Source organism: Ferrovibrio sp., from assembly GCF_002796975.1.
Taxonomy (GTDB): Bacteria; Pseudomonadota; Alphaproteobacteria; order Ferrovibrionales; family Ferrovibrionaceae; genus Ferrovibrio.
Genome location: NZ_PEKV01000005.1, coordinates 211,112 through 225,373, shown reverse-complemented (window position 1 = coordinate 225,373; position 14,262 = coordinate 211,112). Strand labels below are relative to the sequence as shown.

The following is a 14,262-nucleotide window of genomic DNA, read 5'->3' as shown; positions in this document are numbered from 1 at the left end:
CAGGAAATAGCACGCGCTGGACGTGTAGGCCAGTCGCCGCTATAGGCGGGTTATGCAGTTTTCACAGCCCCTGACGCAGGCCATCCTGCTGCGCCGCTACAAGCGCTTCCTGGCCGATATGCGCTTCGCCGACGGCCGCGAGGAAACCGTGCACTGCCCCAATCCGGGACAGATGCTGGGCCTGACCGAACCGGGCAGCCGGACCTGGCTCAAGCCGGGCAAGGGGAAGCTGAACTGGGGCTGGGTGATTGCGCAGGCCGACAATGGCAGCATGGTCGGCGTCGATACCGGGCTGGCGAACAAGCTGGCTGCCGAGGCGCTGGTCCATGACGTGATTCCGGAACTCACCGGCTACAACCTGCATCGCCCGGAGGTGAAATACGGCGCCAACAGCCGCGTCGATTTTCTGCTCACGGCAAGCGACCGCTCGCCCTGCTATCTCGAAATCAAGAACGTGCATCTGAGCCGCCAGCCGCCGCTGGCGGAATTTCCCGACTGCGTCACCGAGCGCGGCGCCAGGCATCTGCGCGAATTGTCGGCGATGGTGGCAGCCGGTCACCGGGCCGTGATGCTGTTCGTCGTGCAGCGCGACGATTGCAGCCATTTCCGCATTGCCGCCGACTGCGATCCGGGCTACGCCGCGGCCTTCATCGAGGCTAGGAATGCCGGGGTCGAGGCGCTATGTTACGCCTGCAGCGTGACGGAGGCCGGCATCGCGATTGCCCGCCGGCTCCCAATAGACCCGTAACGCCCTGATACACAAGGCAAAATATACGTGACCCAGAACCAGGCCCGCATTCTCGAAACCGACGACGACGATGACATCCACGCCGGTGCGGTCCGCCTGCACCGGCCGGAAGATTTCGTCGGCATGCGTGCGGCCGGTAAACTGGCCGCCGAGACGCTGGATTTCATCACGCCTTATGTCGAGCCCGGCGTCACCACCGGCAGGCTGGACGAGCTGTGCCACAACTACATCGTCGAGCGCAGCGCCGTACCCGCGCCGCTTGGTTATCGCGGCTTCCCTAAGTCGATCTGCACGTCGGTGAATCATGTGGTCTGCCACGGCATCCCGGGCGACAAGGTTCTGGAAGACGGCGACGCCCTCAACATCGACGTCACCGTGATCCTGGATGGCTGGCACGGCGATACCAGCCGGATGTTCTATGTCGGCGATGTTGGCGTGAAAGCCCGCCGGCTCAGCGACATCACCTATGAAGCCATGATGCGTGGCATCGAGGTGGTGAAACCCGGCGCGACCACCGGCGATATCGGCCATGCGATCCAGAGCTTCGTCGAGAAGGAGCGCTTCTCGGTGGTGCGCGATTTCTGCGGCCACGGCCTGGGCCGGATTTTCCACGAGCCGCCGAACATCCTGCATTACGGCGAACCGGGCACCGGCGTGCCGCTGCAGACCGGCATGTTCTTCACCATCGAGCCGATGGTGAATGCCGGCAAATGGCAGGTGAAACTGCTGTCGGACGGCTGGACCGCGGTGACGAAAGACCGTTCGCTCTCGGCGCAGTTCGAACATTCGATCGGCGTCACCGAGACCGGCTACGAGATCTTCACGCTCTCGCCCAAAGGCTGGCACAAGCCGCCCTACGCGTAAGACAGGCTGATTGGCAGAAGCGGTCGACACCGAAAAACCCCACTACCACGGCCATCGCGCAAGATTGCGGGCCCGCTTCCTCGATAGCGCCGGGGCCGGCATACCGGATTATGAAATCCTCGAACTGATTCTGTTCGGCGTGTTCCGCAACGGCGACACCAAACCGCTGGCCAAGGCGCTGGTGGCGGAGTTCGGCTCGCTGGCCGCCGTGCTGGCGGCGCCGTCCGAACGGCTGTCGAAAGTGCCGGGCTGCGGCGAGGCGGTGATCGCCGCGCTGAAGGTGACGCGCGAAGCCGGCCTGCGCATGCTGCAGGCCGAGGTCAAAGCGCGGCCCGCCTTGTCGAACTGGCAAGCCCTGCTGGATTACTGCCGCGCCGTGCTGCAGCACGAACAGGTCGAGCAGTTCCGCATCCTGTTTCTCGACCGCAAGAACCAGGTGATCGCCGATGAGCAGCAGCAGCGCGGCACGGTGGACCATACGCCGGTCTATCCGCGCGAGGTGGTGAAACGCGCGCTGGAACTGAATGCCGCCGCGCTGATCCTGGTGCACAACCACCCAAGCGGCGATCCGACACCGAGCCGCGCCGATATCGAGATGACGCGGCAGGTGGCATCGGCCGCCGCGACGATGGGTATTGCCGTGCATGACCATCTGATCATCGGCCGCAAGGGCCATACCAGCTTCCGCGAGAAGGGGCTGATCGGATGAGTCACGACCTGAAGATATCGGTCTGGATCGGCTTCGGCGTGACGCTGCTGCTGATACTGGCCAGCCTGCCGATGGCGCTGCGTCTGGTGCCGCTGAACCGCCATTACGGCCTGCGCGTATCGGCGGCTTATGTCTCCGAGCAGCAATGGCTGCTGATGAACCAGGTCTCCGGCATCAGCATGACCGGCGGCGGGCTGCTGATGCTGCTCGTCGGGGCATGGCTGCTGCGGGCTTACAGACACCAGGCGCTCGCCTGGCCGGACAAGCGGTTCAGCCTCGCCTTCGCGCTGCTGCCACTGCCGCCGGCGCTGCTGGGCATCGCCCTGCCCTACGCCTTCATTCCGTAAAGCGGTTGACCATCATTGCAGCCTGCGCCACCATCGCCGTTACCGAGGGGGGCGCCGCTAGGGCGCTGAGATTCGGCCGGCAGACTCGATCGTTTGCAACGCCGTGACCCTAAGAACCTGATCCGGGTCATGCCGGCGGAGGGAACGGTCGTTCAGTCGCCCAGAGTCTTATGACTCGCCGCGCCTGTATTCCGCGAACATCCACCACATCCCGGATTTCCTGTCGCCTGACGAAAAGGAAATCCCATGGACAAGCTTTCAGACGCTCCCAACTTTAAAATTACAACCGGCCCCCTGCCCGCCTCGCGCAAGGTCTACCAGTCCGGCGCATTGCATCCCGACATCCGCGTGCCGCATCGCGAGATCAGCACGCATCCCTCGGCCAACGAACCGCCGCTGCCGGTCTACGACACCTCGGGGCCCTATACCGACCCGGCGGCAGAGATCGACATCAACCGCGGCCTGCCGCGCTGGCGCAGCCGCCTGATCGAGGCGCGCGGCGATGTCGAAGCCTATGATGGACGCCTGGTGAAGCCGGAAGACAATGGCGGCGCGAGTACCGTGCCGACCTTCCCGCAGCATCCGCGTCCGCTGCGCGCCAGAGGCAATGCCGCCGTCACGCAATACGAATATGCCCGGCGCGGCGTCATCACGCCGGAAATGGAATATGTCGCGATCCGCGAGAACGAGGCGCGGAAAGAGCTGACCAGACGCGACGGGGAGGATTTCGGGGCCGAGATTCCCGATTTCGTGACACCGGACTTCGTGCGCGACGAGATCGCCCGCGGCCGCGCCATCATCCCCTGCAATATCAACCATCCGGAACTGGAGCCGATGATCATCGGCCGCAATTTCCTGGTCAAGGTGAATGCCAATATCGGCAATTCCGCCGTCACCTCATCGGTCGCGGAAGAAGTCGACAAGATGGTCTGGGCGATCCGCTGGGGTGCCGATACGGTGATGGACCTCTCGACCGGCCGCAACATCCACAACATCCGCGACTGGATATTGCGCAACTCGCCGGTGCCCATCGGCACCGTGCCGATCTACCAGGCGCTGGAGAAGGTGAATGGCAAGGCCGAGGACCTGACCTGGGAGGTCTATCGCGACACGCTGATCGAACAGGCCGAACAGGGCGTCGATTATTTCACCATCCATGCCGGCGTGCGGCTCAGCTATATCCCGCTCACCGCCAATCGCGTCACCGGTATTGTCTCGCGCGGTGGCTCGATCATGGCGAAATGGTGCCTGGCGCATCACCGGGAGAATTTCCTCTACACGCATTTCGAGGAGATCTGCGACATCATGCGGGCCTATGACATCAGCTTCTCGCTCGGCGACGGACTCCGCCCGGGCTCGACAGCCGATGCCAACGACGCCGCGCAGTTCGCCGAACTGGAAACCTTGGGCGAGCTGACCAAAATCGCCTGGGCGAAAGGCGTGCAGGTGATGATCGAAGGGCCGGGCCATGTCGCCATGCACAAGATCAAGGCCAATATGCTCAAGCAGCTGCGCACCTGCGGCGAGGCGCCGTTCTACACGTTAGGCCCGCTCACCACAGACATCGCGCCAGGCTATGACCACATCACCAGCGGCATCGGCGCTGCGATGATCGGCTGGTACGGCTGCGCCATGCTCTGCTATGTCACGCCGAAGGAGCATCTCGGCCTGCCGGATCGCAACGATGTGAAGACCGGCGTGATCACCTACAAGATCGCCGCCCATGCCGCCGATCTGGCCAAGGGCCATCCGGGGGCAGCACGACGCGACGACGCGCTCAGCCGGGCGCGGTTCGAATTCCGCTGGGAGGACCAGTTCAACCTCGGCCTCGATCCGGAGACGGCGGCGCAGTTCCACGACCAGACTTTGCCGAAGGAAGCGCACAAGACCGCGCATTTCTGCTCGATGTGCGGGCCGAAATTCTGCTCGATGAAAATCAGCCAGGAGGTACGCGACGCCGCCCGCGAGGGGATGACCGGGATGGCCGAGCGTTTCCGGCAGCAGGGCGGTGAAATCTATCGGTAATATCGCAGTGCGAAAGCGGCGGCCGGGGCTTGCGACTCCGGCTGCCGCTGCTTACATCATATAAACTTCTCATAAACTTCAGGGCAGGCCATCATGAACCGCAAACCGACCGCCATTCTCGTCGCCATTCTGGCCGTGGGCCTTGTCCTGCTGCCGGCACTGGTCGAGGCCAGGGCCGGTCGCGGCGGCAGCATGGGCAGCCGCGGCACCCGCACCTACCAGGCGGCGCCGCCGACCCAGACCGCGCCTTCGGCCGCCCCGGTCCAGCGCAGCGTGACGCCGCCCGCCACCACCCAGCCCGCGCCCACCACTGCCGCGCGTCCGGGCACCGCCGCTGGCGCACCCGCCGCCGCGCAGCCTGCCGGCTTCTTCAACCGTCCCTTCATGCCGGCCCTGATGGGCGGCCTGATCGGCATGGGCATCGGCGGGCTGCTGTTCGGCGGCGGCCTGTTCGGCGAAGGCGGCCTCGGTGCCATGGGCTTCGGCGGCATCGTCGGTCTGCTGCTGCAGCTGGCGCTGGTCTTCTTCATTGTCCGCCTGGCGATGAACTTCTTCCGCAACCGCCAGCAGCGTCCCGCCATGGCGGGTGGCCCCCAGCAGTATGCCCGCACGCCGATCAGCGACATTCCGGCGTCGCAGCCCCAGGCTCGCACCGGCGCCATGCTCGGTGGCGGCACAGCACCGCAGATCGGCGACGCCGATTTCGAGGCTTTCCAGCAGTCGCTGGGCGAGATCCAGACCGCCTGGTCGAACGGCGATCTCGAAGCGTTGCGCAGCCATGTCACGCCCGAGATGCTGGGCTATTTCGGCCGCGAACTCTCCGCACTCGCCAGCCAGGGCCTGACCAACCGCGTCACTGACGTCAATCTCGAACAGGGTGACCTTGCCGAGTCCTGGTCCGAGGACGGGATCGATTATGCGACGGTGGCGATGCGCTGGAGCGCGCTGGACTACACCACCGATGCCAGCGGCGCAGTGGTCGAGGGCAGCAGGACCGAGCGCAGTGAGAGCGTCGAGACCTGGACCTTCCTGCGTGCTGGCGGCACTGGTCGCTGGATCCTCAGCGCGATCCAGCAAATCGATTAAGTGACGCCGCCGCCGGTTTTCGATGCGGCCTTCCGGGCCAGACTGACCGAGCTGATGGTGTGGCGGCGCGACGTGCGCCGCTTCATCCCTCATAAACCTGTATCGCCGGAACTGGTCGCCGGGCTGCTGGAAACCGCAGCCCTGGCGCCTTCCGTGGGCAACAGTCAGCCCTGGCGTTTCGTGCTGGTGGAAGACACGGCGCGCCGCGCCAAGGTGGTCGCGAATTTCGAACGCGCCAACAAGGAGGCGCTCGGCGACTACAGCGGCGAAAAAGCAAAACTCTATGCCGGGCTGAAACTCGCCGGCCTGAAAGAGGCGCCGGTGCATCTCGCCGTCTTCGCCGATGAAGGCACCGGCCAGGGCCATGGGCTGGGCCGCCGTACCATGCCCGAGATGCTGGATTACTCGGCTGTCATGGCGGTCTACGGCTTCTGGCTGGCGGCGCGCGCCGTGGGCCTGGGCGCCGGCTGGGTCTCGATCTTCGAGCCGGACGCGCTCACCCGCGATCTCGACGTGCCGGTGGACTGGAAGCTGGTGGCCTATCTCTGCGTCGGCTGGCCCGAGGAGGAACAGGCGACGCCGGAACTGGAGCGCGCCGGATGGGAACATCGGCGGCATCCAGAGGACTTCATTACCAAGCGGTAGTCTATATTGCCGAGCCCTAATTGGGCGATTGAGGGCGTTCACGGAGGCTTCTCGCGACGACCTCGCTCAGGACCGTCGCATAGGCCTGATGCCCTTCGTAATTCAGATGCCCGCCGCCCAGCTGCCGGCCAAAGCCATACAAGTGACTGAGATCATCGCTGGACTCCGCCCGCAGACGATCGGCAAGCGCGCGGTCGATATCGATGAAGTTTATGCCGCGGCGCGCCAGTTCAGCCGTGATGACGGCGACGGTGGCTGCGCGCATGGCCTGCTGCTCCGCGCACGCCGTTTTCGGCACCGGCAGATTTCGCATCGCATAAAATGCAGCGACCCGATGCTCCCGTGCACCTGCGGAATATTCATCGAGAAGGACAGTGGCGGCCTGCCAATGTCGCTCGGGGGCATGGCCCACCCACAGCCGGTGCAACGACGCCAGAACATCCTGATGACAGCCATCGTGAGCCGCGCTTTTCGGCGTCGGCCGGGCCGCGGGAGCCAGACCCAGAATATGGAGCATGGAATTCTTGCTGCGCAGATACAGCAGCCGTGCAACCTCCGAGTGGCGCAGAAGCCCAAGAAACGCTCGTCCCGGAATGGTGTCGGCATACCGCATCGACAGGCGGTTTCGGTATGCATATCCGCGCACGAGCTTGCCGGACGCGTCCGGCACATAACCCGGATTGAGCCTGTCATCGGTCATCTCGCTGGTCAGGAAGTCCGAGGCGTCCGAGATGAGCATGACGACATCGGGCTGCAGCGAATAGCCGAAATGCTCCAGTCGCACCAGTTGTCGCAGCGGGCCAATCCCCGACATCGCGAGGTTCAGCACCTGCACCTGCCTGACGGACTCCGGCAGGCGTGCAGCGCGGTTGAGCATGGCCTGTGTCAACGCGGTGAAGGTGTACTGGTATTCGACCTGCAGACCTTCGACATGGGAATCGCCGGTTATGGCGACGCGTATTTCGCCGGGGCGCTTCGCCACCTCGATCCCGGCCGGACCGCGCAGGCCAAGATCGGTAATCGTCAGTGGCGCGCGGTTCTCCCGTACCCAGATGCCAGACACATGCGGGGTAAAGCCGTAGCCAATGTTGTAGTCTGGCGCACCGAGGATCGGCTCGATCACCGGCAGTACCCGCCAGAGCGGCGTCGCCGCGATGACCTTCAGGCCAGCTTCGACGGCGGCCAGGCCGGCAATGCCGCCGAGGGCGAGCATGAGAAGCCGGTTCCGCAGACTGTATCGCCTGGCCATGTCAGAACCGGAAATAGATGAAGGGATTGACTGCCGCTGTCGGAATCAGGACCAAGATCAGCGAAATCGAGATCAGGCAGCCCCACAGTAGCGGACCATCGTAACGCCGCAATATCAGTACGGCCGGACGGCCGGCGGCGCGCGCTTCGAGCCAGTGCAGCACGAACAGCCCAGCGATCCCGGTGCATACGTAGCCGGCCGGCGCGCCATGTTCGGGAATACTCCAGTTCGAGACCGACAGCATGGCGCGGAAGTAGTCCATCGCGAAGTCGAAGCTGGGCGAGCGGAATAGCACCCAGAGCGCGACAACGATCAGCATATGCACCAGCCAGCGCAGCGGTGCGAAGACCTCAAGCCGACACGGCCACAGGCGGCCGAGCAGAATATAAATGCCCCAGGCCGTGCCCCAGATGATGAAAGTGATATTGGCGCCGTGCCACAGGCCCGCCAGCGCCATGCTCGCCACCAGCACAATCGCCGAGCGGATCCAAGTGCCGTGGCGGCCGCCGAGCGGAATGTAGAGGTAGTCGCGGATCCAGGTGGACAGGCTGATATGCCATCGCTGCCAGAATTCGCGCGGTCCGAGGCTGATATACGGCGTGAGGAAATTCACCGGCAGCCGCAGGCCGAGAAGATAGGCCGCACCGATGGCGATATCCGAATAGCCGGAGAAGTCGAAATAGATCTGGAAGGTGAAGAGCGCAGCGCCGAGCCAGGCCAGATAGGCCGATTCCGGAGGGGCCATAAAAATCTCATCAACCAGCGGCGCAAGGCTGTCGGCGAACACCACCTTCTTGACCAGGCCGAGCGCACACAGGGCCAAGCCGAAAGCGATCAGGCGCGGCCGGCGCCGGCTGCCCGTGAACAGCCGCTCTATCTGCGGCAGGAACTGATGCGCCCTGACGATCGGGCCGGCCACCAGCTGCGGGAAGAAACTCTTGAACAGGAAGAAGGAGGCGAATGAAGAGGCCGGCGCGGTCTGCCGGCGCGCCACGTCGATGTGATAGGCGAGCGCTTGGAAGCAGTAGAAGGAGATGCCGAGCGGCAGGCCGGTATCGGTATAGCTGCCGGTGGCGCCGGCGGCGCCAAGCAGCAGGCTCTTGTATTTGAAGCCGACGATCAGGCCGATATTCAGCAGCACCGCCAGCGTGATCTTCCAGCGGGCCCGCAGGCCGCTCAACTGGATCAGCCAGTTGAGCGAGACCGTGACGAGAAAGACGATGGTGTCGAACGGCCCGGCGACGGCATAGAAGACCAGACTGGCCGTAATCAGGACATAGGCCGGTCGCCGGAAGGCCTGAACCGCGCACCAGCTTGCCAGCAGGAGCGCGAGAAAGGCGAGAGAGTTGAATGGCATATTCGGGCCTTGCGGACGAGGTGCTGCCGCAGGCCCGCCTGCGCGCCCTTACGCCGCCGCCTCGAGCATGGCGGTGTACTTTTCGACCTGCGCGTTGGCGCGGGCCTTGGCATGGTCGTCTTTGGCGTCGTCGAAGTCTTCGCGGGCATCCTTCAAGGCCTGCTCGACCTTCGCACGATCCAGCTTCGACACCGGGGTGGCCTCCTCGGCCAGCACGGTCAGCTTGTCGTTCGCCACTTCGGCGAAACCGCCGGCGACAAAGATGCGCTCGGTGACGGCGCCGTTGACGGTCACTTCGATCACGCCGTTGCGGATGGTCGAGATCAGCGGGCTATGACCCGGCAGCACGCCGAAGTCGCCGGCCTCACCGGGCACCACCACCATTTCGGCATCGACCGCGAGAAGCAGCTTCTCGGGCGATACCAGTTCGAACCTGACGCTTTCCGCGGCCATGGTCTACTCCTTTGCGCGAAGGGCTCAGGCCGCTTCGGCGGCCAGCTTCTTCGCCTTGGCAATCGCCTCGTCGATGGTGCCGACCATGTAGAAGGCCGACTCCGGCAGATGGTCGTGCTTGCCGTCCACGATTTCCTTGAAGCCGCGGATGGTCTCGGCCAGCGGAACCTGCACGCCCGGCGAACCGGTGAAGACCTGGGCCACGTCGAAGGGCTGGCTCAGGAAGCGCTGGATCTTGCGGGCGCGGGCCACGGTCAGCTTGTCTTCTTCCGACAGTTCGTCCATGCCCAGGATGGCGATGATGTCCTGCAGCGACTTGTAGCTCTGCAGGATCGACTGCACGCGGCGGGCGATCTCGTAATGCTCTTCGCCGACGATGCGCGGATCGAGAATGCGCGAGGTCGAGTCGAGCGGATCCACCGCCGGATAGATGCCCAGCTCGGCGATCTGACGCGACAGCACGGTGGTGGCGTCCAGATGGGCGAACGACGTCGCCGGCGCCGGATCGGTCAAGTCGTCGGCGGGCACGTAAATCGCCTGCACCGAGGTGATCGAGCCCTTATGGGTCGAGGTGATGCGTTCCTGCAGCATGCCCATGTCGGTGGCCAGCGTCGGCTGGTAACCCACCGCCGAAGGAATACGACCGAGCAGCGCCGACATTTCCGAACCCGCTTGGGTGAAACGGAAGATGTTGTCGACGAAGAACAGCACGTCCTGGCCTTCCTGGTCGCGGAAGTATTCCGCCAGCGTCAGGCCGGTCAGCGCGACGCGGGCGCGGGCGCCCGGCGGCTCGTTCATCTGGCCATACACCAGGGCGACCTTCGAGCCCGGGCCGTCGGTCTTGATGACGCCCGATTCCATCATTTCGTGATAGAGATCGTTGCCTTCGCGGGTACGCTCGCCCACGCCGGCGAACACCGAATAGCCGCCGTGCGTCTTCGCGATATTGTTGATCAGCTCCATGATCAGCACGGTCTTGCCGACGCCGGCGCCGCCGAACAGGCCGATCTTGCCGCCCTTCGAGTAGGGCGCGAGCAGGTCGACGACCTTGATGCCGGTGACCAGCACCTTCTGCTCGGTCGACTGGTCGACATAGTCAGGAGCCGGCGCATGGATCGGCGCGGCAACCTTGGCGTTGATCGGGCCACGCTCGTCGATCGGCTGGCCGATCACGTTGATGATGCGGCCCAGCGTCTCCTGACCGACCGGCACCGAGATCGGGCTGCCGGTGTCGGTGACTTCCATGCCGCGGACCAGACCGTCGGTCGAGTCCATCGCGATGGTGCGGACGGTGTTTTCGCCCAGATGCTGCGCGACTTCCAGAACCAGGTGGTTGCCCTGGTTGGTGCAATGCAGGGCGTTCAGGATGGCCGGCAGGTAACCGTCGAACTGCACGTCGACAACCGCGCCGATGACCTGAGTGATGCGACCCGTCTTGTTCGTGGACATGATGCTGCTCCGCTCTTTCTTTCCTGTATCGTCCAGCGCGCGGTCTTAGACCGCCTCGGCGCCGGAGATGATTTCGATAAGTTCTTTGGTGATCTGGGCCTGACGCGACCGGTTGTAGACGGTCGTGAGTTTCTTGATCATCTCGCCGGCATTGCGCGTCGCGTTGTCCATCGCGGACATGCGGGCGCCCTGTTCGGAGGCCGCATTCTCCAGCAGCGCGCGATAGACCTGCATCGACAGGTTCCGCGGCAGCAGCTGATCGAGAATGGTTTCCTCGTCGGGCTCGAATTCGTAGATCGCACCCTTCAGGTCCGGACCGGCATTGACCGCATCGCCGGCAACCATGGCCGGGATGAGCTGCTGCACGGTCGGGATCTGGCTGATCACCGACTTGAAGTTGTTGTAGAAGACATGGGCGACGTCGAATTCGCCGGCCTCGAACATCGCCAGCACGCGGTCGGCGATTTCCTGAGCCTCGGCAAAGCCCACCTTCTTGACCTTCGACAGATCGACGGTGTCGGCGATCTTCGACGCATGGTCGCGACGCAGCTGGTCGCGACCCTTCTTGCCGACGCAGAGGATTTTCACCGTCTTGCCGGCAGCGGTCAGTTCTTCGATCTTGCGGCGTGCCAGCTTGACGATCGACGAGTTGAACGCACCGCACAGGCCGCGTTCGGCGGTGGCGACGATCAGGAGATGAACCTGATCCTTACCGGTGCCGATCATCAGCCGGGGCGCGGTGTCGGAACCCGTCTGGGCAGCCGACAGCGAAGCCATGATGCTGGCCATACGCTCAGCATAAGGACGCGCCGCTTCGGCGGCCTCCTGGGCGCGGCGCAGCTTGCTGGCTGCCACCATCTTCATCGCCTTCGTGATCTTCTGGGTCGACTTGACCGAGTTGATCCGAACGCGCAGTGACTTGAGGCTAGGCATGAAGCTCTACCCTTTGGTTCAAGCGGTTCAGGCGAAAGTCTTGGCCAGCTCTTCGAGCACAGCCTTCAGTTTCGCTTCCAGATCCGGCGTCAGGGCCTGGGCCTCGCGGATACCCGACAGGATGTCGGCATGCTTCGACTTGATCGTGCTGAGCAGGGTCTGCTCAAAGCGGCCGACATTGCTGACCGGCAGCTTGTCGAGATAGCCCTTCACGCCCGAATAGATCGAAACGACCTGCTCTTCGACCGGCAGCGGCTGGTACTGCGGCTGCTTCAGCAGCTCGGTCAGACGCGCGCCGCGGTTCAGCAGGCGCTGGGTCGCCGGATCGAGATCCGAACCGAACTGGGCGAAGGCCGCCATTTCGCGATACTGCGCGAGTTCCAGCTTGATCGAGCCGGCAACCTGCTTCATCGCCTTGATCTGCGCGGCCGAACCGACGCGCGACACCGACAGGCCGACGTTGATGGCCGGGCGGATGCCCTTATAGAAGAGTTCGGTTTCCAGGAAGATCTGGCCGTCGGTGATCGAGATGACGTTGGTCGGAATGTAGGCCGACACGTCGCCTGCCTGGGTCTCGATGACCGGCAGGGCGGTGAGCGAACCGGCGCCATTCTTGTCCGACATCTTCGCGGCGCGCTCGAGCAGGCGCGAGTGGATGTAGAACACGTCGCCCGGATAGGCTTCGCGGCCCGGCGGGCGGCGCAGCAGCAGCGACATCTGGCGGTAGGCGACGGCCTGCTTGGACAGATCGTCATACACGATCACGGCATGCATGCCGTTGTCGCGGAAGAACTCGCCCATGGCGCAGCCGGTGTAGGGCGCCAGGAACTGCAGCGGCGCCGGCTCGGATGCGGTGGCGGCCACCACGATCGAGTATTCCATGGCGCCGGCTTCTTCCAGGGTCTTCACGACCTGGGCAACCGTCGAACGCTTCTGGCCGATGGCGACATAGATGCAGAAGAGCTTCTTCTTGTCGTCGCCGGTGTTGGTGGCCTTCTGGTTCAGGATGGCGTCGATCGCAACCGCGGTCTTGCCGGTCTGGCGATCGCCGATGATCAGTTCGCGCTGGCCGCGGCCGACGGGCACCAGGGCGTCGAGCGCCTTCAGGCCGGTCTGCATCGGCTCATGCACCGACTTGCGCGGGATGATGCCCGGGGCCTTCACTTCCATGCGGGCGCGGGTGACGTCCTTGAGCGGGCCCTTGCCGTCGATCGGGTTGCCGAGCGCGTCGACGACGCGGCCCAGCAGGCCCTTGCCGACCGGAACGTCCACGATGGCGCCGGTCCGCTTGACGGTGTCGCCTTCCTTGATGCCGCGATCTTCGCCGAAGATCACGACGCCGACGTTGTCGGTTTCGAGGTTGAGGGCCATGCCCTTCACGCCGCCGGGGAATTCGACCATCTCGCCGGCCTGGACCTTGTCGAGGCCATGGACGCGGGCGATGCCGTCACCGATGGAAAGAACCTGACCGACTTCCGAAACCTCGGCCTCGGTGCCGAAATTCTTGATCTGGCTCTTCAGGATTTCAGAAATCTCTGCGGCGCGGATATCCATCACGCAACACCTTTCATGGCGGTCTTCAGATTATTGAGCTTGGTGAGGACCGACGCATCGATCATGCGCGATCCGAATTTGACGATCAGGCCGCCGATCAGCGAGGGATCGACCTTGGCGTTGATCACGACATTGCCGGCGGCACCCGACGACAACGAAGACTTGATCTGGGCGAGCTGCGCGTCGTTCAGCGCCACGGCCGAAACGACGTCTGCGACAGTCTCGCCGCGATGATGGCTGAGCAGCGTCTTGAAACCGGCGATCACATCGGCCAGCACGAAGAGGCGGCGGTTGGCGGCGGCGACGCCGAGGAAGCGGCGAACCAGATCGCTGAATCCGGCCTTTTCGGCGACGGCGGCGATGGCCCTGGCCTGTTCGTCGCGGCTGAACACCGGCGAGCGGACCAGGCGGACGAGATCGGCCGAACCGGCCAGCATGGCCGACAGCTGGTCGAGATCCTTGGCGACGGCATCGAGCTGGCCGGCATCGCGCGCCAGATCGAACAGCGCGGTCGCATAGCGGCCGGCAATGCCGGTAACAAGCGAGGTTTCCTGAGCCACGAAAGCCCCTTCTTCTTCATGGACCGGAGCGTCGGAACGGGACTCGCCGCATGCACTTACGGCCAGCCCTCCGGCGCTCCTCTTAAGACGTTGACAGACTTAAGGAATTTTCGGGGAGACTATAGATATTTTACGGCCCCCCCGGCGCGAAAGCCGCGTTTAGTTAGCATACGGGTATTAGCGGCGCAACGGTGAGGCGTCATGGGCGGAAGAAGCCTTTTGTCGCACTGCATTCAGGGCCCGACAGACGCCTGTTTCGTCCCGTTTCGGCCTGTTCGACGGC

The 14,262-nt window shown here is 64.2% G+C and carries 14 protein-coding genes and 1 riboswitch; of the genes, 7 read left to right on the top strand and 7 right to left on the bottom strand.

Annotated elements, in window-relative coordinates; translation table 11 throughout:
• The first annotated feature begins 52 nt into the window (after positions 1–52).
• The 7 genes from sfsA to bluB all read left to right on the top strand — a co-directional run bounded on the left by sfsA (position 53) and on the right by bluB (position 6,424).
• Positions 53–748: a DNA/RNA nuclease SfsA gene (gene sfsA, locus CTR53_RS06025; protein ID WP_290810003.1), complete on the top strand. Its 696-nt coding sequence runs from the start codon at positions 53–55 to the stop codon at positions 746–748.
• 75 nt (positions 749–823) lie between these two features.
• Positions 824–1,612, top strand: coding sequence for a type I methionyl aminopeptidase (map, locus tag CTR53_RS06020; RefSeq protein ID WP_290811642.1), 789 nt, complete (start codon positions 824–826; stop codon positions 1,610–1,612).
• Between the two features lie 10 nt (positions 1,613–1,622).
• A complete protein-coding gene (gene radC, locus CTR53_RS06015; RefSeq protein WP_290810001.1) occupies positions 1,623–2,321 on the top strand; it encodes a DNA repair protein RadC in 699 nt (232 codons plus the stop codon).
• A complete protein-coding gene (locus CTR53_RS06010; protein WP_290809999.1) occupies positions 2,318–2,668 on the top strand; it encodes an SdpI family protein in 351 nt (116 codons plus the stop codon). The genes radC and CTR53_RS06010 overlap by 4 nt, the downstream gene beginning before the upstream one ends.
• A 35-nt stretch (positions 2,669–2,703) precedes the next feature.
• Positions 2,704–2,830: riboswitch (TPP riboswitch) on the top strand.
• 84 nt (positions 2,831–2,914) lie between these two features.
• A complete protein-coding gene (gene thiC, locus CTR53_RS06005; protein ID WP_290809997.1) occupies positions 2,915–4,693 on the top strand; it encodes a phosphomethylpyrimidine synthase ThiC in 1,779 nt (592 codons plus the stop codon).
• A gap of 93 nt (positions 4,694–4,786) precedes the next feature.
• A complete protein-coding gene (locus CTR53_RS06000; protein WP_290809995.1) occupies positions 4,787–5,779 on the top strand; it encodes a TIM44-like domain-containing protein in 993 nt (330 codons plus the stop codon).
• Positions 5,780–6,424: a 5,6-dimethylbenzimidazole synthase gene (bluB, locus tag CTR53_RS05995; RefSeq protein ID WP_290809993.1), complete on the top strand. Its 645-nt coding sequence runs from the start codon at positions 5,780–5,782 to the stop codon at positions 6,422–6,424.
• A 16-nt stretch (positions 6,425–6,440) separates the two neighbouring features.
• On the opposite strand, the gene CTR53_RS05990 is transcribed toward bluB, so the two are convergent.
• Genes CTR53_RS05990 through CTR53_RS05960 form a run of 7 tightly spaced genes read right to left on the bottom strand, consistent with a single transcriptional unit; the run spans position 6,441 to position 13,979 of the window.
• Positions 6,441–7,637, bottom strand: coding sequence for a hypothetical protein (locus CTR53_RS05990; protein ID WP_290809991.1), 1,197 nt, complete (start codon positions 7,635–7,637; stop codon positions 6,441–6,443).
• 37 nt (positions 7,638–7,674) lie between these two features.
• Entirely contained in the window at positions 7,675–9,030 is a 1,356-nt protein-coding gene (locus tag CTR53_RS05985; protein ID WP_290809989.1) for an MBOAT family O-acyltransferase, read from the bottom strand.
• A gap of 48 nt (positions 9,031–9,078) precedes the next feature.
• Positions 9,079–9,483, bottom strand: a complete 405-nt coding sequence (locus tag CTR53_RS05980) for a F0F1 ATP synthase subunit epsilon (RefSeq protein ID WP_290809987.1) — start codon at positions 9,481–9,483, stop codon at positions 9,079–9,081.
• A gap of 24 nt (positions 9,484–9,507) precedes the next feature.
• On the bottom strand, positions 9,508–10,932 hold the full coding sequence (gene atpD / locus CTR53_RS05975; RefSeq protein ID WP_290809985.1) for a F0F1 ATP synthase subunit beta: 1,425 nt from the start codon (positions 10,930–10,932) through the stop codon (positions 9,508–9,510).
• Between the two features lie 45 nt (positions 10,933–10,977).
• Positions 10,978–11,865, bottom strand: a complete 888-nt coding sequence (locus CTR53_RS05970; RefSeq protein WP_290809983.1) for a F0F1 ATP synthase subunit gamma — start codon at positions 11,863–11,865, stop codon at positions 10,978–10,980.
• A gap of 27 nt (positions 11,866–11,892) precedes the next feature.
• Complete coding sequence (gene atpA, locus CTR53_RS05965) at positions 11,893–13,419, bottom strand: F0F1 ATP synthase subunit alpha (RefSeq protein WP_290809981.1); 1,527 nt, start codon at positions 13,417–13,419, stop codon at positions 11,893–11,895.
• A complete protein-coding gene (locus tag CTR53_RS05960) occupies positions 13,419–13,979 on the bottom strand; it encodes a F0F1 ATP synthase subunit delta (RefSeq protein WP_290809979.1) in 561 nt (186 codons plus the stop codon). Before CTR53_RS05960 ends, atpA begins: the two co-directional genes overlap by 1 nt.
• Between the last annotated feature and the right edge of the window lie 283 nt (positions 13,980–14,262).

What these genes read in the sequence shown, in the direction of transcription:
- atpA (WP_290809981.1), bottom strand. Translation starts at nt 13,419, where the DNA reads ATGGATATCCGCGCCGCAGAGATTTCTGAAATCCTGAAGAGCCAGATC.
- CTR53_RS05985 (WP_290809989.1), bottom strand. Translation starts at nt 9,030, where the DNA reads ATGCCATTCAACTCTCTCGCCTTTCTCGCGCTCCTGCTGGCAAGCTGG.
- CTR53_RS05970 (WP_290809983.1), bottom strand. Translation starts at nt 11,865, where the DNA reads ATGCCTAGCCTCAAGTCACTGCGCGTTCGGATCAACTCGGTCAAGTCG.
- CTR53_RS05980 (WP_290809987.1), bottom strand. Translation starts at nt 9,483, where the DNA reads ATGGCCGCGGAAAGCGTCAGGTTCGAACTGGTATCGCCCGAGAAGCTG.
- CTR53_RS05990 (WP_290809991.1), bottom strand. Translation starts at nt 7,637, where the DNA reads ATGCTCGCCCTCGGCGGCATTGCCGGCCTGGCCGCCGTCGAAGCTGGC.
- CTR53_RS06010 (WP_290809999.1), top strand. Translation starts at nt 2,318, where the DNA reads ATGAGTCACGACCTGAAGATATCGGTCTGGATCGGCTTCGGCGTGACG.
- thiC (WP_290809997.1), top strand. Translation starts at nt 2,915, where the DNA reads ATGGACAAGCTTTCAGACGCTCCCAACTTTAAAATTACAACCGGCCCC.
- CTR53_RS06000 (WP_290809995.1), top strand. Translation starts at nt 4,787, where the DNA reads ATGAACCGCAAACCGACCGCCATTCTCGTCGCCATTCTGGCCGTGGGC.
- sfsA (WP_290810003.1), top strand. Translation starts at nt 53, where the DNA reads ATGCAGTTTTCACAGCCCCTGACGCAGGCCATCCTGCTGCGCCGCTAC.
- atpD (WP_290809985.1), bottom strand. Translation starts at nt 10,932, where the DNA reads ATGTCCACGAACAAGACGGGTCGCATCACTCAGGTCATCGGCGCGGTT.